16 protein-coding genes are annotated in these 18,980 nt (G+C 64.8%); 12 read left to right on the top strand and 4 right to left on the bottom strand.

Going from position 1 to position 18,980, the window contains the following annotated elements; genetic code table 11:
- Entirely contained in the window at positions 1-810 is an 810-nt protein-coding gene (locus BBIA_RS02620) for an ABC transporter ATP-binding protein (RefSeq protein ID WP_033492345.1), read from the bottom strand.
- A gap of 367 nt (positions 811-1,177) precedes the next feature.
- On the opposite strand from BBIA_RS02620, the gene BBIA_RS02615 reads away from it, so the two are divergent.
- The 12 genes from BBIA_RS02615 to BBIA_RS02560 all read left to right on the top strand — a co-directional run bounded on the left by BBIA_RS02615 (position 1,178) and on the right by BBIA_RS02560 (position 15,239).
- Positions 1,178-2,302, top strand: a complete 1,125-nt coding sequence (locus tag BBIA_RS02615; protein WP_033492347.1) for a DmpA family aminopeptidase — start codon at positions 1,178-1,180, stop codon at positions 2,300-2,302.
- Positions 2,303-2,445: 143 nt separating this feature from the next.
- A complete protein-coding gene (locus BBIA_RS02610) occupies positions 2,446-3,489 on the top strand; it encodes a dipeptidase (protein ID WP_033492349.1) in 1,044 nt (347 codons plus the stop codon).
- A 176-nt stretch (positions 3,490-3,665) separates the two neighbouring features.
- The gene (locus BBIA_RS02605; RefSeq protein WP_033492351.1) at positions 3,666-3,854 is read left to right on the top strand and encodes a hypothetical protein; all 189 of its coding nucleotides are present in this window, start codon (positions 3,666-3,668) and stop codon (positions 3,852-3,854) included.
- Between the two features lie 223 nt (positions 3,855-4,077).
- Positions 4,078-4,818, top strand: coding sequence for a serine hydrolase (locus tag BBIA_RS02600; RefSeq protein WP_206538630.1), 741 nt, complete (start codon positions 4,078-4,080; stop codon positions 4,816-4,818).
- A gap of 186 nt (positions 4,819-5,004) precedes the next feature.
- Positions 5,005-6,636, top strand: a complete 1,632-nt coding sequence (locus tag BBIA_RS02595) for an ABC transporter substrate-binding protein (RefSeq protein WP_051923683.1) — start codon at positions 5,005-5,007, stop codon at positions 6,634-6,636.
- A gap of 182 nt (positions 6,637-6,818) precedes the next feature.
- A complete protein-coding gene (locus BBIA_RS02590; RefSeq protein ID WP_051923682.1) occupies positions 6,819-8,450 on the top strand; it encodes an ABC transporter substrate-binding protein in 1,632 nt (543 codons plus the stop codon).
- Between the two features lie 415 nt (positions 8,451-8,865).
- Positions 8,866-9,975 carry an ABC transporter permease gene (locus BBIA_RS02585; protein WP_051923681.1) on the top strand — a complete coding sequence of 370 codons (1,110 nt, stop codon included), beginning with the start codon at positions 8,866-8,868 and terminating at the stop codon, positions 9,973-9,975.
- Complete coding sequence (locus BBIA_RS02580) at positions 9,972-10,916, top strand: ABC transporter permease (RefSeq protein WP_202962021.1); 945 nt, start codon at positions 9,972-9,974, stop codon at positions 10,914-10,916. The genes BBIA_RS02585 and BBIA_RS02580 overlap by 4 nt, the downstream gene beginning before the upstream one ends.
- A gap of 1 nt (position 10,917) precedes the next feature.
- Positions 10,918-11,796, top strand: a complete 879-nt coding sequence (locus BBIA_RS02575; protein WP_202962020.1) for an ABC transporter ATP-binding protein — start codon at positions 10,918-10,920, stop codon at positions 11,794-11,796.
- Positions 11,796-12,656 (top strand): ABC transporter ATP-binding protein, encoded by an 861-nt coding sequence (locus BBIA_RS02570; protein WP_051923680.1) that lies wholly within the window; start codon positions 11,796-11,798, stop codon positions 12,654-12,656. Before BBIA_RS02575 ends, BBIA_RS02570 begins: the two co-directional genes overlap by 1 nt.
- 199 nt (positions 12,657-12,855) lie before the next feature.
- Positions 12,856-14,316, top strand: coding sequence for a serine hydrolase domain-containing protein (locus tag BBIA_RS02565; RefSeq protein ID WP_051923679.1), 1,461 nt, complete (start codon positions 12,856-12,858; stop codon positions 14,314-14,316).
- Positions 14,317-14,372: 56 nt separating this feature from the next.
- On the top strand, positions 14,373-15,239 hold the full coding sequence (locus BBIA_RS02560; RefSeq protein WP_052119614.1) for a serine hydrolase: 867 nt from the start codon (positions 14,373-14,375) through the stop codon (positions 15,237-15,239).
- A gap of 50 nt (positions 15,240-15,289) precedes the next feature.
- Here the strand turns inward: BBIA_RS02560 and BBIA_RS02555 are convergent, their stop codons facing one another.
- From BBIA_RS02555 to BBIA_RS02545, 3 genes are all read right to left on the bottom strand, one after another.
- Entirely contained in the window at positions 15,290-15,997 is a 708-nt protein-coding gene (locus BBIA_RS02555) for a type 1 glutamine amidotransferase (RefSeq protein WP_033492353.1), read from the bottom strand.
- A 73-nt stretch (positions 15,998-16,070) separates the two neighbouring features.
- On the bottom strand, positions 16,071-17,810 hold the full coding sequence (locus BBIA_RS02550; RefSeq protein ID WP_160268202.1) for a serine hydrolase domain-containing protein: 1,740 nt from the start codon (positions 17,808-17,810) through the stop codon (positions 16,071-16,073).
- Between the two features lie 159 nt (positions 17,811-17,969).
- Positions 17,970-18,929 (bottom strand): aminodeoxychorismate lyase, encoded by a 960-nt coding sequence (locus BBIA_RS02545; protein ID WP_033492355.1) that lies wholly within the window; start codon positions 18,927-18,929, stop codon positions 17,970-17,972.
- Positions 18,930-18,980: the final 51 nt, after the last annotated feature.

Genomic DNA, 18,980 nt, shown 5'->3' with positions numbered 1-18,980 from the left:
TCAGGCCTCCTGCGCGGCAACGGTCTGCGTGGCGGCGACCGGCTGACGATCGGCGGCATGCGCGTCGCCCTCGTTGAACAGCGTGTAGATGTTGTTGCGCTTGACTTCGAGCTGGTGCAGGATGAACTTCTTCACGAAGTCGCTTGCCGGATGCTCGATGATGTTTTCCGGCGTGTCGTACTGCGCGATCTTGCCGTGGTTGATGATGAGCACCTTGTCGCTCATCGTGCAGGCTTCCTCCGGGTCGTGCGTGACCATGATCGTCGTGAGCTTGTACTGCTCGACGATCTGCTTGATCTTCGCCTTGATCGACTCCTTGATCACGCCGTCCAACGCGGACAGCGGTTCGTCGAGCAGCAGCAGCTTCGGCTTCATCACGAGCGTGCGGGCGAGCGCGACGCGCTGCTTCTGGCCGCCCGACAGCTCGTCGATGCGCTTGTTGAGATGCTCCTCGAGGCCGAGCAGCGAAATGAGCTCCTTGATTTCCTTTTCGGAGGAGATGCCCGGGTTGTTGCGCAGGCCGTACGTGATGTTCTCGTACGCGGTCAGGTTCGGGAATAGTGCGTAGTCCTGGAACACGATGTTGAAGCCGCGCTTCTCCATCGGCACCTGCGTCAGATCTTCGCCGTTGTAGATGATCTGGCCGCTGGTCGGATCGGTGATGCCGAGGATGATGTTGAGCAGCGTGGTCTTGCCGCCGCCGGACGGGCCGAGGATCGACATGATTTGCCCGTTGTCCAGCGTGAGGCTGATGCCGTTGAGGACGTGCGTGTCCCCGAACGACTTGGTGATGTTCTTGAGTTCGAGCATATTGCGCTACCTTCCGTGAGCCGCCTTCGGGCGGCCGTTGCCTCGCCGGCCCAACCATCCGCCGACGCGATGAGTTCGGTATTCAGTTGTGAAGCATGCGGTTCAGTCGTGGCCGGGAACCGCGGCGTCGTTTCGGCCCGTTCCCGACCATGCGTCTGGGCACTATTCCATGGTGCTGCCGTTTTTGGTCTGCGGCGGCCGTCGCCGGAGAAAGCTCGACGAAAGTATGGTGAACAGCGAGTAAAGCTACTCGCCGGACGCGTAGTTTTGTTGTTTTCGCCGGCGAGACCGGTCTCGTCCGTCCGCGTCCGTCCGTGGTTTGGCGACGTAACAAACCGGGCAACATGACGCGCGCACAATGGCGAGCATGGGATTGAACGTTGACCTGAACGGGGAACTATGCGCGTGCGCGAAGGGGCCGCGTAACCTCATCACCGACGTGCCGGGCGTGCGCGTCGGCCATGTGACGCTTGACGGCGATTCGCCGCTCGGCCCGCTGCACACCGGCGTGACCGCGATCGTGCCGCCCGGCGACTGTTTCGCCAGCAAGCTGCCCGCCGCCGCGTACGTGTCCAACGGTTTCGGCAAGTCGATGGGACTCGTGCAGGTGGACGAGTTGGGCAGTCTCGAAACGCCGATCCTGATGACCAATACGCTCTCGTGCGGGGCCTGTTTTGATGCGCTCGTACGCTATTCGCTCGACCGTCACGCGGAGATCGGCGTGAGCACCGGCACGGTCAATCCGGTCGTCATGGAATGCAACGACGGTCCGATCAACACGATCCGCGCGCTCGCCGTCACGCCGCAGCACGGTCTGGACGCGATCGACGCGGCCGCGGACGCGTTCGACGAGGGCGATGTCGGCGCGGGCGCCGGCATGACCTGCTTCGGGCTGAAGGGCGGTATCGGCTCGTCGTCGCGCGTGCTCACGCTTGACGGGCGCGACTATACGATCGGCGTGCTGGTACTGACGAATTTCGGTTCGCGCGACTGTTTGCGCGTCGACGGACGCCCGGTCGGGCGCGAACTGGCCGCGGCTGAGCGTGCGCAGGCCGAACGCGCCGGCGATCATACCGACGATCGTGCGAACGATCGCGACAAGGGCAGCATCGTCGCCGTGATCGCCACCGACCTGCCGGCCGACTCGCGACAGCTCAGGCGCATGGCCAAGCGCGTCACCGTCGGCATCACGCGATGCGGCGGCTACATTGGCAACGGCAGCGGCGAAATCGTCGTCGCGTTCAGCACGGCCGCACGCATCCCGCACTGGGCCGGGGAGACGCACGCCGGCGAAACGCTGCCGATGATCGACGCGGCCCCGCGACTCAGCGACAACGCGATGGACGACTGCTTCCGCGCCGTCGCCGCAGCCAGCGAGGAGGCGATCGTCAGCTCGCTCGCGCATGCGGGCAGCGTCGTCGGACGCGACGGGCGCACCACGTGGTCGCTGCGCGACGCGGCCGCACGCGCCGGCATCGCGCTGAATCTATGACGCCGAACCGGCGACGCTGAACCGGCGCGGGCCAGCGCCGCATGCCGCATGCCCGTCCGACGGCCCGCCATGCGGCCCGCATCCCGTCGGCGGCCATCATACAGCCGCATAATACGAACGTTCAACAAAAAGGAGCAACCATCATGACCAACCCCATCATCCCCGTGTTCGACGGCCACAACGACCTGCCGTGGGAGGCGCGCGAAAACCGTGGCTACAGCGTCGAAGGCATCGACCAGGAACTGCCGCAGACGCTGCACACCGACATTCCGAAGCTGCGCCGCGGCGGTTATCTCGCGCAGTACTGGTCCGCGTACGTGCACAGCGACTACGCGGGCGGCGACGCGGTGGTCGCCACGCTCGAACAGATCGACTTCGTGCACCGCATGTGCGCGCGCTACCCGGAAGCGTTCAAGCTCGCCACCACCGCCGACGACGTGCGCGCCGCGCAGGCCGAGGGCCGCATCGCCTCGCTCATCGGCATCGAAGGCGGCCATCAGATCGCCAACAATCTCGCCGTGCTGCGCGAATATGCGCGACTCGGCGTGCGCTACATGACGCTCACCTGGAACAATACGAACGAATTCGCCGACGCGGCCGTCGGCGAGCACAAGTGGAACGGCCTGAACGACCGCGGCCGCGAGATCGTGCGCGAAATGAACCGCATCGGCATGATCGTTGACCTGTCGCACGTCTCCGCCGACACCATGCGCGACGCGCTCGACGCCTCGCAGTTCCCGGTCATGTTCAGCCATTCGTCCTGCTACTCGGTCAACCCGCACCCGCGCAACGTGCCCGAGGACGTGCAGCGCAAGCTCGCCGACAACGGCGGCGTGCAGATGATCACCGCCGTGCCCGGATTCGTGTCCGCGGCCGTGCACGAGTGGATCGCCGCCGGCGAGCAGGGTCCGCGCCCGGCCGTGAGCGTCAAGGACGTGGCCGACCACGTGGAGGCGGCGCGCGACGTGATGGGCGTGGACCACATCGGCGTCGGCGGCGACTACGACGGCACCGGCACCATGCCCACCGGCATGGAGGACGTCGGTTGTTACCAGAACCTGTTCGACGAGCTGCGCTCGCGCGGCTGGAGCGAGGAGGACCTCAACAAGCTCGGCTGGAAGAACGCATTGCGCGTGCTTGAAGCCAACGACGCGACGTACAAGGCGTTCATGGCCGCGGGGGAGTGAAACGCAAGCCGCGGCGGATCCCGGCGTTCCCTGAGCCGGCGGGATCCGCCGCGGCCCGGTGGTCGCGAGGCCGCGGGACGCGGTCCGCATCATGGACGCGCCCGACACGCCTATGCGGCGTTTCGCCGCCGTTCCGGTTAGCATCGTCCTAGGCGAAGATTTGACAGGAGTACACAATGGATCATCGCACGAAGTCGGACGGCCCGGTCATCGTCATCAGCGAGAAGGACTGGCGCGAATACGAGAAGCATGTGGATGAGGCCCATGCTGATCTCAAGCGTCTGGACGACGCGCTCGCCGCGCTCAAGGAGCAGGGCGGTAAGACCGCTGGCGATTCCTCCGACGATGAGGCCAAGGCCGAGTAGGCCGAATAGCAGTTGGCTCTGGCCGGTCGCGTCGGTGTTCCGCCGGCCGCGGGCATGAGCATTTTTCGACAGCCGTCCCGCGCCCGCCATGGCACGGGACGGCTTTGTCGTACCCTTTTTGCCCTTTGCTTTTTGCCGGAAACGGTTGGGCGACGGCCGTTTGGATTCGTCGGTACGCCGCGCACAAGATGAGGAGGAGAACGTGATGCAGGAACCGGTACGCATGAGTTTCACCCTGCGAGACGCGGAAGGGAACGTGCTGCGGTCGTATCACGGCGACCGCCGCTACTACGCCGCGTCGACGATGAAGCTGGTGGTCGGCCTGGCCGTACTGCGCTTGGTTGATGCCGGCGCGATCCGGCTGGACGATGTGAGGCCGGCCACGCATGTGTACGAATCGGCGGTCGGCGGCACGTTCGGTTTCGACCCGGACGACGTCGACCCCGGGTTTCCCGCGGAAGGCGAGCCGATCACGGTCCGGGACCTGTTCGAGATCATGATCGACCGCTCCTGCAACGAGGCGACAAACATGCTCATTGCGATGACCGGCTATGACGCGCTTGCGGCGACCTGCGCGCTGTGCCGGCTGCGCGACATGCACGTCGACCGCATGATCGGCGACGTGGCCGCGGCGAAGGCGACCGGAATACGCAACGAGGTCACCACCGACGATCTGAGCAGTCTGATGCTGCAGATCGTCCGCGGCGACCATCTCAGCCGCGAAAGCACCCTGCTGTTTCGGGGCGCGTTGTCCCGGCAACAGTATGCGGTCATCGGCCCGATCCTGCCTGCCGGCACCCCGTGGGGTTCAAAATCCGGATGGGTGGACGGCATCAATCACGATGTGGCGTTCGTCGGCGCCCCCGATTCGGCGTCGCTGCGCATTCTGTCGGTCTGCACCGGCGGATACGGGGAATCCCAAGCGCACGAAGCGATTCGCGCCGTCACGTCGGCCGTGCTGTGAGGTTGCGGGCGCCGGTCGCGAACGGGATTGTTGCCGACGTATTTCGCAGCGTAACGTAGCGGAACCGGATACGGCATATGCCGTTAACACAAGAGGTCTTCAATTCCTCGGTATGAACGGGACGAGAACCGTCGCTCCCGTGATGTCCGAGAATCCCGGGCGAGGGGAAGAGCAAGGAGGAAGACCATGAACACGAAACGTTGGTCGTTTGCGAACGTGGCGAAAGCGGCTGTAGCGGCCGTTGCCGCCGGTGCGATGGCGGTGTCGCTGGCGGCGTGCGGCGGAGCCGAGGGATCGAAGAACGCGGCCAAGTCCGCTTCCGGGGACAGCGGCTCGCTGGTCGTCGACAGCGATTTCGACTTGATCACCATGGATCCGGCCCGCAGCTTCGAGACGGCCACCGTGTCGATCCTGCGCGCCACCTATCAGTCCGCGCTCAAGTACGTGGACAACGACATGTCCAAGCCGCAGCCCGAAATCTGCACGTACGAGATTTCCCCCGACAACAAGGTCGTGACCCTGACGCTGAACGGCGATCATTACTTCGCCGACGGCAAGAAGGTCACCGTCGACGACATCGTCTACTCGTACCAGCGCGTGCAGGGGATCAAGGGCAATCCGTCGTTCTACCTTGACGGTGTGACCGTCGCCAAGAAGGACGACAAGAGCCTGACGTTGACCAGCGAAACCCCGAACCCGGCCATTCCGTACATTCTGCCGAGCGTGAACCTCGGCATCGTCGAGAAGAGCGTGGTCGAGGCCAACGGCGGCACCACCGACGAGAAGGACGGCGCCGAGAAGTACCTCAACCAGCATTCCGCCGGTTCCGGCCCCTACCAGTTCGACACCGTCGCTATGGACTCCAAGGTGACGCTCAAGCGCAACGACAAGTTCGCCGGCGACAAGCCGAAGTACGACAAGATCATCATCAACAACGTCGACAGTGCGACCGAGCTGACCAACATCAAGGCCGGCACCACCGACATCGCCATGGACATCAACTCCGACGAGGCCGCCAAGCTGACCAAGGACGAGGCCGACGTGTCCGCGGGCCCGTCCGGCTCCACCACGTTCCTGTGGTTCAACGCCGACAAGCAGTACGGCAAGGCCGTCTCCAACGTGGACTTCGTCAACGCCGTGCGTAAGGCCGTCCACTACGACAAGTACGTCTCCATTTACGGCGAGGGCTCCGAGCAGGCGTACGGCGTGGTGCCTAACCAGTTCCTCGGCGCGTTGAAGAGCTCCGACGACAACAAGTACGATCTGGACGCCGCCAAGGCCCTGCTCAAGAAGTCCGGCTACAACAACGAGGAGGTGCAGTTCCTGTACTCCTCCGACGATGACACCGCCACGCAGATCGCCCAGCTGTTCCAGTCCGACATGAAGGACCTCGGCGTGAACATCAAGCTCGTCGGCCAGCCGACTACCACCCGCCTCGACACCTTCCGCTCCGGCAAGTTCCAGTCCGGCCTGAGCACGTGGGGCGCCGACTATCCGGATCCGTCCGACTACTTCGTGTTCGCCCCCGACGAGAACATCGCCAAGCGTGCCGGCTGGTACACCACCGAAGGCGCCAAGACGTCCAACGGTTGGAACGGTTCCGAATCTGCCGACAAGATCAGCTCGCTGGTCGAAGCGGCCCGCAACGCCAGCGGCGAGGAGGAGCGCTCCAAGACCTGGCAGGATCTGCAGGAGGCCATGAACCAGGGCAGCCCGTACGTGCCGCTCGTCGTGCAGGGCGCGAACGTCGTGTCCCGCCCGGGCATCGGCGCCAAGTACGACATGCTCAACGGCATCGACTACACCGTGCTGAAGTGATGTCATCTGATTCAGATGCTCTCTAGCAAGGGAACGCCCGATCGGGCGTTCCCTTTTTCCGTTGCGGCGTATGTGTCATCGAGGTAACGGGGGCGTCATGACGCGTAACATGGCGGCTCTTTAATACCGTGTGTCGGACGGCGATATTGCGGCGTCCGAAGCATGAAGGCAAGGAGAAGCGCATGATGAATCATGGACTGCGTATCGGAAAAATGATCGTGGCATGCTGTGCCGCGGTGTCGCTGACTCTGGCATTGGGGGCGTGCGGCGCGGCCGAAGGGTCGAAGGCGGCCGCCGGGAACGCCGCGTCGAACAGCGGCACGCTCGTGGTGGACAACCAGCTGAACGTGATCACGATCGATCCGGCTCGCAGCTTCGAAACCACGACGGCGTCCATCCTGAAGGCCACGTACGAAACCGCGCTGCAATTCAAGAACAACGATCTGACTAAGCCGCAGCCCGACGTGTGCACGTACGAGATTTCCTCCGACAACAAGGTGGTCACTCTGACGCTGAACGGCGATCATTACTTCGCTGATGGCAAGAAGGTCACGGTCGACGACATTGTCTTTTCGTATCAGCGCGTGCAGGGCATCAAGGGCAATCCGTCCTTCTATCTTGACGGTGTGACGGTGGCGAAGAAGGACGACAAGAGCCTGACCCTGACCAGCGAGACCCCGAACCCGGCCATCCCGTACATTCTGCCGAGTGTGAACCTCGGCATCGTCGAGAAGAGCGTCGTTGAAGCCAACGGCGGTACGACGGACGAGAAGGATGGTGCTGAGAAGTATTTGAACCAGCATTCCGCCGGCTCCGGCCCCTACCAGCTGGATTCCGTCGCCATGGACTCGCAGATCACTTTGAAGCGCAATGACAAGTTCGCTGGAAGCAAGCCCGCGTATGACGCGGTGAAATTCGTCAACGTGGCGCCCACCACCGAGCTGACCAACATCAAGGCCGGCACCGCCGATGTGGCGCTGAGCGTGGACGTGGACGAAGCGGCCAAGCTTGGCAAGAACGACGGGCAGATGCTCACCGGCACGTCCGGCAACACCCGCTTCCTGTATTTCAACGCGAACCCGACATACGGCAAGAAGGCGTCCGACCCCAACTTCTGGAAGGCCGTGCGCCACGCGCTCAACTATGAGAAGTACGCCGCGGTCTACGGCGTCGGCTCCAAGCAGGCCTACGGCGTGGTGCCCAGCGCGTTCCTCGGCGCACTGACCTCCTCCGACGAGAACAAGTACGACGTGGCGAAGGCCAAGGAATACCTGGCCAAGTCCGGATACGACGGCAGCGAGATCAAGTTCTCCTACGCGTCCGACAGTGATTCGGCCTCGCAGGTCGCGCAGCTGTTCCAATCCGATATGAAGGCCATCGGCGTGAATGTCAAGCTTGACGGTAAGGCCGGTACCGCCCGTCTTGACGCCGAACGTTCCGGCAAGTCCCAGTCCGGTCTGAGCATGTGGGGCGCTGACTACCCGGATCCGTCCGACTACTTCGTGTTCGCGCCCGACGGCACCATGGCCCAGCGTTTCGGTTGGCTGACCGCCGACGGCGTGGCCGCCTCGAAGACCGGCGACGCGGTCGCCTCCGACAGTGCGGAGAAGGTCGCCCCGTACGCCAAGGCCGCCCAGGAAGCATCCGGCGACGAGGCCCGCGGCAAGACGTGGCAGGACCTGCAAAAGGCCATGAACGAAAACAGCCCGATCATCCCGATCGTTAACGATGCCGGCGTGATCGCGGTACGCAACGGTCTCAAGGGCGCCTACTACGACACCCTGAACACCTTCGACGTCACGGCCCTGCACTGACCATCGCCCGTTGTCCCCGAGCGTGGGCATAGACGGTACATATAACGGTGCAAAACGGCGCTATACATACCGTCTATGCCCACGCTCCCGTATATGAACCGGATATGCCCACAGTCATCGGGGCAAATGATCCGATTCCACCCACGTACAACGCGGTTTTGATTTTCGCACCGGTTTTCGGTGAGGAAAATGATCCGCTTATGCCCACACCCGGTCTTCGGCAAGGCTGATTCGTTGCGTCTGTCTGACGTGGCGTGGGTGCGAACGGTATTTTCAACGGTGTGAGCGCGGCACGGCGCATCACGGGATGTGAAGGACGGGATGATGCGTCTCTGTATGTGGACGGACATGTTGGCTTGAAATATGGCGTTCCTACATTGACGTCCAATGAATAACAGGTAACTGGGAGAGGCATATGACAGCAGATACGGTCGCGGCGAAGCCTCATAAGGCAAAGCCGCGCAAAACGGGCAACACTGGCCCGGCAGCGTGGATGAGAGTGCATCATCCACTGGCATGGTACATTTTCAAACGATTCCTGATCAGCCTGTTCCTGGTGTTCGGCGTCACGCTCATCACGTTCATCCTGACCAATCTGGTGCCGGCGAACCCGGTCAACTCGATCCTCGGCGAGCAGGAAGCCAACGATCCCGAGGCCGTGGCCCGCATGGAAGCCAAGCTCGGCCTCGACAAGCCGCTGTACGAACAGTACTGGCTGTATCTTGTCCGCCTCGTGCACGGCGACCTCGGCGAATCGTTCCTTACCAAGCAGCCCGTGACCGACGACCTCAAGCGCGTGTTCCCCGCCACGCTCGAACTCGGCGGCTTCGTGTTCATCTTCACGATCCTCTTCGGCGTGCTGCTCGGCCTGTACGCGGCCCTGCACCACCGCCACTTCGCCGACCAGCTCATCCGCGTGCTCTCGCTCGGCGGCGTGTCCATCCCGACGTTCTGGCTGGGCGCGATGTGCTACTACTTCCTCTTCTACGAGCTCGGCCTGTTCCCCGGATCCGGCCGCCTCGACTCGCGCATCTCGCCGCCGCCCACCGTCACCGGCATGTACACGGTCGACTCGATCATCGCCGGCGACTGGGCCACGTTCGGCAACGCCGTATGGCACCTGTGCCTGCCCGCGCTCGTGCTCGCCACCGCCAATCTGAGCAGCCTCATGCGCTTCGTACGCTCCGCCGTGCTCGAATCCATGAACCAGGACTACGTGCTGGCCGCCAAGGCCAAGGGCCTGCCCTCGCACAAGGTCGTGTTCGGATACATCCTGCGCGGCGCCGCCGTGCCGATCCTCAACCGCATGGGCCTGCTGTTCGCCGGCCTCATCACCGGTTCCGTGCTCACCGAGTCGATCTTCGCGTGGAACGGCCTCGGCCAGTACGCGTTCAAGGCCACCATGGCCCTCGACCTGCAGGGCATCATGGGCGTCGGCATCATCATCGGCGTCGTATACATCTTCGTGAACTTCATCGTCGACATCATCACCGGCTTCGTCGACCAGAGGGTGAGGATCCAATGAGCGAGAACACCATCACCGCAACCGCGCGCGGCAAGCAGCCCGTCGCAACCTCGCCCAAAGGCGACGTTCCCGACAAGGTCGTGCGCAAAATGACCAAGCGCCGCTTCAGCGTGCCAGCCGCGCTGCGCACCCCGCTGGCCATCATCGGCCTTATCGTGCTCGCGCTGTGGGTGCTCGTCATCATCTTCGCGCCGCTGCTCGAACCGCACGACCCGCTCGACCAGCTCGGCACGCGACTGTCCGCGCCCAGCGGCGACTACTGGTTCGGCACCGACACGCTCGGCCGCGACATCTTCTCCCGCGTGATCGCCGCGTCGCGCGTGTCCATCCCGTCGTCGATCGTGCTCGTGATCTTCTCGTCCGTGATTGGCAGTCTGATCGGCGCCATGGCCGGCTACTTCGGCGGCTGGATCGACGAGGCGTTCATGCGCGTCACCGACCTCGTGTTCGCCTTCCCGTCCACGATTCTCGCCATGGTCATCTCCGCCGCCCTCGGCCCGAGCATCCAGAACGCGATCATCGCCGTCGTGCTCGTCAGCTGGCCGACCTACGCGCGACTCGTGCGCTCGCTCGTGCTCGGCCTGCGCAACAGCGAATTCGTGATCGTCGGCCGCCTGCTCGGCCGCAGCTCGTTCGCCTCGCTGTTCAAGGACATCCTGCCGAACATCCTGCCGCACATCTTCGTGCTCATGTTCGTCGACCTCGGCGACTGCCTGCTCACCCTGTCCGGCCTGTCGTTCCTCGGCCTCGGCGCCACCCCGCCGATGCCCGAATGGGGCCAGATGGTCTCCGAAGGCGTGACCCGCATGACCTCATGGTGGCTCGCGTTCTTCCCCGGCCTCGCCATCTTCACCGTGGTCATCGCGGAGAACTTCGTCGGCGACGCGGTGCGCGACTGGTTCGACCGCAGCTACATTTCAGGCAATCAGGAGGGACGCTGACATGTCGGACATGAGCGCTCAGGAAAGCGAACTGTTCAAGAACCAGGGCAAGCCCGTCGGCATCACCGTGCGCGGGCTCACCATGGACCTGTACGGCCGGCGGCTGCTCGACCACGTCGACCTCGACATCGCCCCCGGCAAGATCAACGGTCTGGCCGGCGAATCCGGCTCTGGCAAGTCGCTCACCAGCATGACCGTGCTCGGCCTGCCGCCCGAAGGCGCCAAAATCACCGGATCGATCCTCTACGACGGCAAAACCGAACTGCTCGGCATGAAGGAACACGAACGCAACACGTACCGCGGCCGGCGCATCTCCATGGTCTTCCAGGACCCGACCTCCAGCATGCACCCCATGCTCTCGATCGAACGCCAGCTCACCGACGGCATGCGCTACCACCTGCACCTCAACCGCAAGCAGGCCCGCAAGCGTGCCATCGAACTGCTCAAGCTCGTGCAGGTCCCCGACCCGGAAAACGCGCTCGACCGCTTCCCGCACCAGTTCTCCGGCGGCCAGCTGCAGCGCATCGCCATCGCCACCGCACTGAGCTGCGACTCGCGCGTGCTCATCGCCGACGAGCCGACCACTGCGCTCGACGTGACCGTGCAGGCCGGCATCCTGCACCTGCTCAAGGACCTCAACGAGCAGCTGGGACTCACCATCGTGCTCGTCACCCACGATCTGGGCGTCATGAGCGCGCTCGCCGACACGATCGCCGTCATGCGCAGCGGCAAAATCGTCGAAGTCGGCCCGCGCTACGACATCATCAACCATCCGAAGCACCCGTACACGATCGACCTGATCAACTCGCTGCCCACGCGCATCGAGCAGCGGCTCGAGGCGGAGGGCAAGACCATGGCTTCGGCCGAGGAGGACCTGTGATGGGAGGATCCGTGATAGACCGAGACAAGGACAAGAACGTCAAGCCGCTCGACTTCCGCACCGCGGCCGACATTCGCTCCGGACTGCACCTGCGTGACATCGTCGTTGACTACACGATGGGCGGGCGCACCGTGCACGCCGTGCGCGGCGTCGACCTCGACGTGGCGCCCGGCGAAGTCGTGGGACTCGTTGGCGAATCCGGCTGCGGCAAATCCACGCTCGCCAAGGTGATCTGCGGCCTTGTCGAACCCGTGGCCGGCACCGCCGTCTACGACGACACTCCGATCACGCCGCTCAAGTTCCGCAGCCGTCCGATGGAACTGCGCCGCATCCAAATGGTGTTCCAAAACCCGTACGCCTCGCTCAACCCACGGCGCACCGTGCGCTCGCAGATCGAAGAGGCGCGCGCCATCAGCCCCGTGCCGGTGCCGAGCGTGGAGGAGCTGCTCGCCTCCGTGGAACTCGACGCCTCCGACGCGGACAAGCTGCCGCACCAGTTCTCCGGCGGCCAGCGTCAGCGCATCGCCATCGCGCGCGCCATGGCCACCACGCCGACCCTGCTCATCGGCGACGAGCCGATCGCCTCGCTCGACGCCTCCCTGCAGGCCAAGACGGCCATTCTGATGAAGAAGGCGGCCGCCCGTTCCGACGCTTCCTTGCTGTTCATCAGCCACGACCTGTCGATCGTGCGGCTCATCGCCACGCGCATCGTCGTCATGAACAAGGGACAGGTCGTCGAAACTGGGCCGACCGAGGAAATCTGGAACCATCCGCGCGAGGAGTACACGAAGAACCTGCTCGACGCGATCCCCGTGCCAGACGGACTCGGCCATCTGCCCGCGTACCACGGCGAAAACTAGTGCTGCATCGGGTTTACACGGCTGCTTCCTTGTTCTTGGCTCCCCTTGTCAGGGGAGCTGTCACGCAGTGACTGAGGGGTAGTCATACCCGTCGCATCAAGGACGGCAGGACACGCCGGGCACAGGATGGCCCTTGCGGGCAGGATGCAAAACGAGGCATCGCACGGAAACAGCACGAAAAACCAGCGGAACGGAACACATGAGCGGACTGGAATACAAGGAAACATCGCTGATCGGCCACGACGAACTGCAGGAGCTGCTCGACCGGGCGATCGCCGACTACGGCGTGCCAGGCGCGCAGGTCGGCGTCGTCGCGCCGGCCGGCGGCATCGTCGCGGCGAATGATCCAGCCGGCTGCAGGCTCGCGGCCGACACGGTCTGGTCCGGCATCGTCAACAAGACGACCGGCTATCCGGTGCAGCGCGACACGCTGTTTCAGATCGGCTCGATCAGCAAGATCTGGACGACCGTGCTTGCCATGCAACTCGTCGACGAAGGCCAACTCAGCCTCGACACGCGCGTCAAGGACGTGCTGCCGGACTTCCGCATCATCAACTCGCCGGAAATCACGTACGGCTGCACGATCCGCCATCTCATGTGCCACACCAACGGTATCGAAGGCGACGCGTTCCCCTCGACGCTTGGCCGCGGCGACGACTGCGTTGCCAAATATGTCGATTACATCGGTAAGTTCCCGGCGCGTACTCCGCTCGGCGGCCCGCTGAGCTATTCGAACGGCGCGTTCGTGGTGCTCGGCCGCGTGGTCGAGGTGTTGCACGGCATGACGTGGGACGCCGCGCTGCGCAAGTACATTGCCGAACCGTGCGGTTTCGACCATGTTTGGACGCTGCCGGAGGACGTGCTGCGCTATTCGAGCGCGCTCGGCCACTATCGGGCCGTAGCGAACGACCAACAGGTGTTCCCTGCGCCCGTCGAACCGACCGACACGTGGCAATTGCCGCGCAGCAGCGGCCCATGTGGCCAGGTGTCCGCGTCGATCGGCGACCTGCTCGGCTTCGCGACGCTGTTCCTGAACGGCGGCGTCGCGCCGAACGGCAAACGTGTGCTGTCCGCGCGCTCAGCCGAGCTGATGGCTCGCGAGCAGGTGAGTTTGCGGGAGCAGGGCATTGAAAACGTTGGCTGGGCGCTCGGCTGGCAGCTGCCGAACTGGGGCGACGAGCCCGCGTTCGGCCACGGCGGCGCCACCGAAGGCCAGCGCGCGAACATCGTCGTCTTCCCGAACCGGCGCATCGTCGTCGCCACGCTCACTAACGCGGACGCTGGCACGCAAATGGCCTCGCACATCGCGCGCGAGCTTGCAAACCGCGCCGGCATTGCTGCGCCGCCGTCGGTCACGTTGTCCGACCGCCGGCTCACCGCGGACGAGATCGCGACCATCGTCGGCGTATACGAACGGCACGAGGAGCATCAGGAATACCGCGAAGGCGGACCGACCGGCGTGCTTGGCATCTTCGCGCCCGACCCGGACGACGGGCCGTACGGCGTCGAACTCACGCTGCCGCTGCACGCGACCGAACAGGGATACTATGCGGTGCAGCGCCCCGACCAGCGCACGCCTACGGAAATCGCGTTCGTGCGCGCTTCCGACGGCCGGCGGTACGTGGCGTCCGGGCATCGCGTCACGCCCAAGGTCGCGTGAGCCGGACGAAAGCGGGACGGAAGCACGAGACGAGAACGGGACTGGACGATATGGAAATGAACGAATCAGAGCGCACGTTGCGCACGCCTGATGCGAATGCGGCATGGCCCGCCGGCCTCGACCCGCGCGTCGACTGGTCGGTGATGGTCCGCGACGCCGCGAGCGGGGAGCTGCTGTACGAGCGCACGCCCGACCGCGTGCTCAAAACCGCGAGTATCGGCAAACTGTTCCTGCTCATGGAGGTCATGCGTGCGATCGAGGCTGGAGAGCTTGGCCTGCACGAGGTCATTGACCGCGACCGCATGTCGCCCGACGACTTCTGCGAAGACTCGGGCATCCTCTACCTGCTCGACCAGAAAACGCTCACCGTGCACGATCTCGGCTTCCTCATCGGCGCGTTCTCCGACAACTACGCCACGAACCTGCTCGTCGAACGCGTCGGGCTCGAGCATGTGCAAGCGTTCGCCAAATCGCAGGGATTCGAGCATTCCGCGCTGCTTGACTACGTGCGCATGGAACTGCGCCCCAACGGGCCGGACGACATGTCGTGCGGATGCGCGCGCGAACTGTGCGACTACATGATGCGGCTCAACGCCGGCACGCTCGTCTCGCCGGCCGCGTCCGCGCAGATCGAACGCTGGCTCGGCGCCGACACCGACACGTCGATGGCGTCCGGCGCGTTCAACGTGGATCCGCTCGCCCACTGGGAGGCCGGCGACCCGTTCCAGATCCGGCACAAAACCGGCACCGAGTCCGACGTGCGCTGCGACGTGGGCATCGCCCGCCACGCGCCCAGCGGCCGCACCGTCGCCTACGCGATTCTCGCCAACTGGGACAAGGCCCGCTACGGCCGCCTGCGCGACGACGTTCTCACCGACATGCGCCGCATCGGCGAGTCCATGCGGCAGTACATCGAGCGGTAGCGGGGGACGGCCGGGCCGACGCGGACCGGCCGTCCGTCACCCATCACCCGTCAGCGGCCGAGAACGATGTCGGCGAAGCGGCGGGCGAACAGTTCGGACAGACGCGTGTTTTCCGCGTCGTAGCGCGAATCGCGGTCCAGCACTTCGGCCCACGAGAAATCGTCCGCCTCCACGTCGCGAATGTCATCATCGTCCCATTCGGCGATGTTCGCCGCGGAAATCTCCGGATGGAACTGCAGACCCCACGCGTTCGGGCCGAGCCGGAACCCCTGCACGGGGGAACGGTCGGAGTGGGCGAGCAGCACCGCCTCGTCCGGCAGCGACGTGATGTGGTCCACATGGTTCTCCGTCATCGGGAACGTGGCCGGCAGCACCGAAAACAGCGGATCGTCGGCCGCCGCCGCGTCCAGCGTAATCGGCGTGATGCCGTGCTCCGGCTGGAGCTTGCGATGCTCCACCGTGCCGCCTCCAACGTATGCAAGAAGCTGACCGCCCAGGCAGATGCCGAGCATCGGAACATGCTTTTCGAGCGCCTCGCGAGCCAGCGCGCGCGTGGCCGGCAGCCACGGGAACTTCTCGTCCTCGTACGGCAGGGGAGCGCCGCCCAGCACGACGAGCGCCGCGTAGCTGTCAAGCGAATCCGGCAGCCCGTCGCCGCCGAATTTCACCTCGTAGTCGAGCCCTTGCCCGTTGAACCACGGTCCGAGCCTTCGCAGGCTCGCCTTTTTGGAATGTCCGATGACCAGTGCGGTCGGCATGATGTTGTCCTTTCGTTGCGCAGTGCGCGTGTTGGCTTATGCGTGTCAGATCGCGCGTGTCAGCTTGTGCGTCTCAGTTCAGGATGCGCGTCGGCGGCGTGACGGTGACGATGTCGTCGGTGCGCGTCGCGTCGGCCCGCGCGAATTCGAGCGTCTGCACCTGCGGCTGTTCCAGCGAATTGAGCTGGATCGTGCAGCGCAGCGGATGATGCGCGCACGCGACGGTCCACGACAGTTGCGCCGGCGAGTCGGCGTGCTCGTCGGAAACAGTCACGCTGTCACCGACGGTTCCGGCCGCGTCGACGGCAGCATCCGCGCCGCCGACCGGCAGTCCGGTCACGGACAGCAGTTTCGCCAGTTGCGCGCCGCGTTCGGCGTACGTCCAGTCCAGCGTCACGTTCATGGCGAGCATGTCCGCGAGCGACGCGATCGCACGCTCGCAAGCCGCCGCATCCGGCGATGATGACGGAACGTCGCCTGTCCGGCCCAGTCCGGCCAGCATCGCGTTCACCTGACGCTGCGCGGCCCGTGTTTCGGCCCACAGCGGGAAGCTCCATCCGGCCACGATGCCAGCCGAACCGGAGCCGGCCCGCGACGCCTCCCCGAGCAGCAGCGACAGCGCGCGGATCGCGAGCACGCTCGGCGTCGCATAGCGTCCGTTCGAGAGCACCACCACGCCGAGCCCGGAATCCAAATGCCAGCGCATGTTCGAGCCGTAGCCCGGATAGCCGCCCGAATGATAGGCGATGTCGCCGAAGCGCTCGTCGTGCTTGACGATCAACCCGTAGCCGTACGCTTCGATCTCGTTGAAGTCGCGCCGCGTCAGCCAGCCGCGCGACGAGCCGGAACGCAGCACGGGCGGCATCGGCGTGTGCGGCATCTGCATGAGCCTGCGGTATCGCCGCGGCAGCACTTCGTCGCCGAGCGCGTCGGCTTCGGGCGCGCCATCGCCGGAACCGACGTCGGACGGCTCGAACCCGCGCGCCAGCCACGCGTCCCACGCGGCCACGTCGTGCACGGAACTGATCACGCCGCCGATCACGCTGAACGCGCCCGGATCCGCAAACGTTTCCGGCACCCACGCGGCGGCGGACGCATCGCCGCTCGCATCACTGTCCGGATCGAGGTGATAGCCGCGGCACAGCCGGTCGGCCGGCACATCGCGCCAGTCGTACGTCGTTTCCGTCAATCCGAGCGGTTCGAGCAGATGCGTGCGCACGTAATCGGGCACGTCCATGCCGCTCGCGTTGCGGATCACCTCGCCGATCGCCGCATAGCCGATGTTCGAATACTCGTACCGTTCGCCGGGCGAGTAGATCGACTTGAGCCGCTGCGACAGCAACGTTTGCAGTTCCGCGCGGCTGATCGACTCCTGCCGGTCGGCCCACGCGTCGTCGGTCGCGAGCCCGCAGCTCATCGCGAGCAGGTCGTGCACGGTGATCGGGAACGAGTCGCGGTCCCACGGCACGACGTTTGCCAGCTGCGGCACGATGTCCGCGGCGGGCGCGTGCAGGTCGACCTTGCCCTGCCAGGCGAGCTGCATGACGGCCGCGGCCGCGAAGCTCTTCGACATGGACGCGATGCGGAAGCGCGTGTGCTCGTCCAGCTCCAGCGACTCGTCCGGCCGGTCGATGCGCGTGGCCGTGCCGCCGTGGCCAGACAGGATCAGCCCGTTCCGGTCGAAGATGCCGTACGCGTAGGCCGGTGCCTTGCGTTCGGTGACGAGCGCATGGAAGATGCGATCGATTTCAGCGACGGTCGCCGCGTCGGGAACGTATGCATGCTCGGAAACGCGCTGTCGGGATGTTGTCACAATGATGCTCCAATCAGTGTCGGGCAGACTTTGCCTATCATTCTGTCGGACTTTGTCGGTCCGTTGCATCTCTTTTTTCTTGGCTCCCCTTGCTAGGGGAGCTGTCACGTAGTGACTGAGGGGTAGTCAGGACCTTTCGCGTTAACGATCGGCAGGCGCTTAGAACTCGTAGTCGCCGGACGGGCCGATCGTCAGCGCCAGCTCGCGCGTGCGGCCGGTGTGCATCGCGTCGTTGACGGCCTCGACCATCGGCATGTCCACCTCGTACGCCTTGCCGTCGAGCTCGCGCACCGGAATCACCCAGCCGCCGTGCGTCATGAACAGCGCGTCGGCCTCGCGCAGTTCGGCCAACGGCAGCTTCTTGTATTCGGTCTTCTTGCCCTCCTGCAGCGCCCACGCGAACATTTCGCGCTGCGACGTGCCGTTGAGGATGCCGATACGCGGGTCGGGGGTGACGAACGTGTCACCGTACTGCGCCACGATCGACGAGTTCGGGCATTCGAGCGTGAACCCGTCGGTGGTGTACTGGATCGAATCGCCGATGCCGCGGCGGCCGCACAGGCGGTGCTCCGACTGGCTGATCGCGTAGCTGAGCGTCTTCGCGCCGTTGAGCAGCCACGGCGCCTTCGCGGTCACGTCCGACGCGTAGCCGCGCGACAGGGAGATCATGGTCAGCGGGGTCAGCTCGTGCAGCAGGCCCTTACCGTCAAGGAAGATCCACACGCTCGGCAGGTGGCTCTTGTTCGCGCCCACGCCGGTGGTCGGGTCGAAGCCGCGCGAGACGAGGATGCGCAGCATCGGGCCGGGTTCCGGGTCGTCGTACGCGTCGATGACCTTCTGCACGGCCGCGGTGAACGCGTCCACGTTCGGTTCGGGCAGGTCGGTCATGGCCGCGGACGTGACGAGGCGGCGCAGATGGTTTTCGAGCGAGACGGGGAAGCCCTTCCACACGGTCGTCGCCTCGAAGATGCCGTCGCCGCGCAGCACGCTCAGGTCGAACACGGACACGTGCGGCGCCTCCGGGTCGACGAGCTCGATCGTCTCGCTCGGGTCGAACGCGGTGCCCTTGGGTGCGAACAGCAGCGACGAATTGCCGATTCCCAACACGATTCCAGTCATGACGCTCCCTTTCCTGTAACTGTCATCCCTGTAACGGTCAACGGTTCTCCA

It is taken from the genome of Bifidobacterium biavatii DSM 23969 (assembly GCF_000741165.1).
Lineage (GTDB): Bacteria > Actinomycetota > Actinomycetes > Actinomycetales > Bifidobacteriaceae > Bifidobacterium > Bifidobacterium biavatii.
The sequence above is the reverse complement of the archived record's forward strand: the minus strand, read 5'-3'. Positions and strand labels throughout refer to the sequence as shown.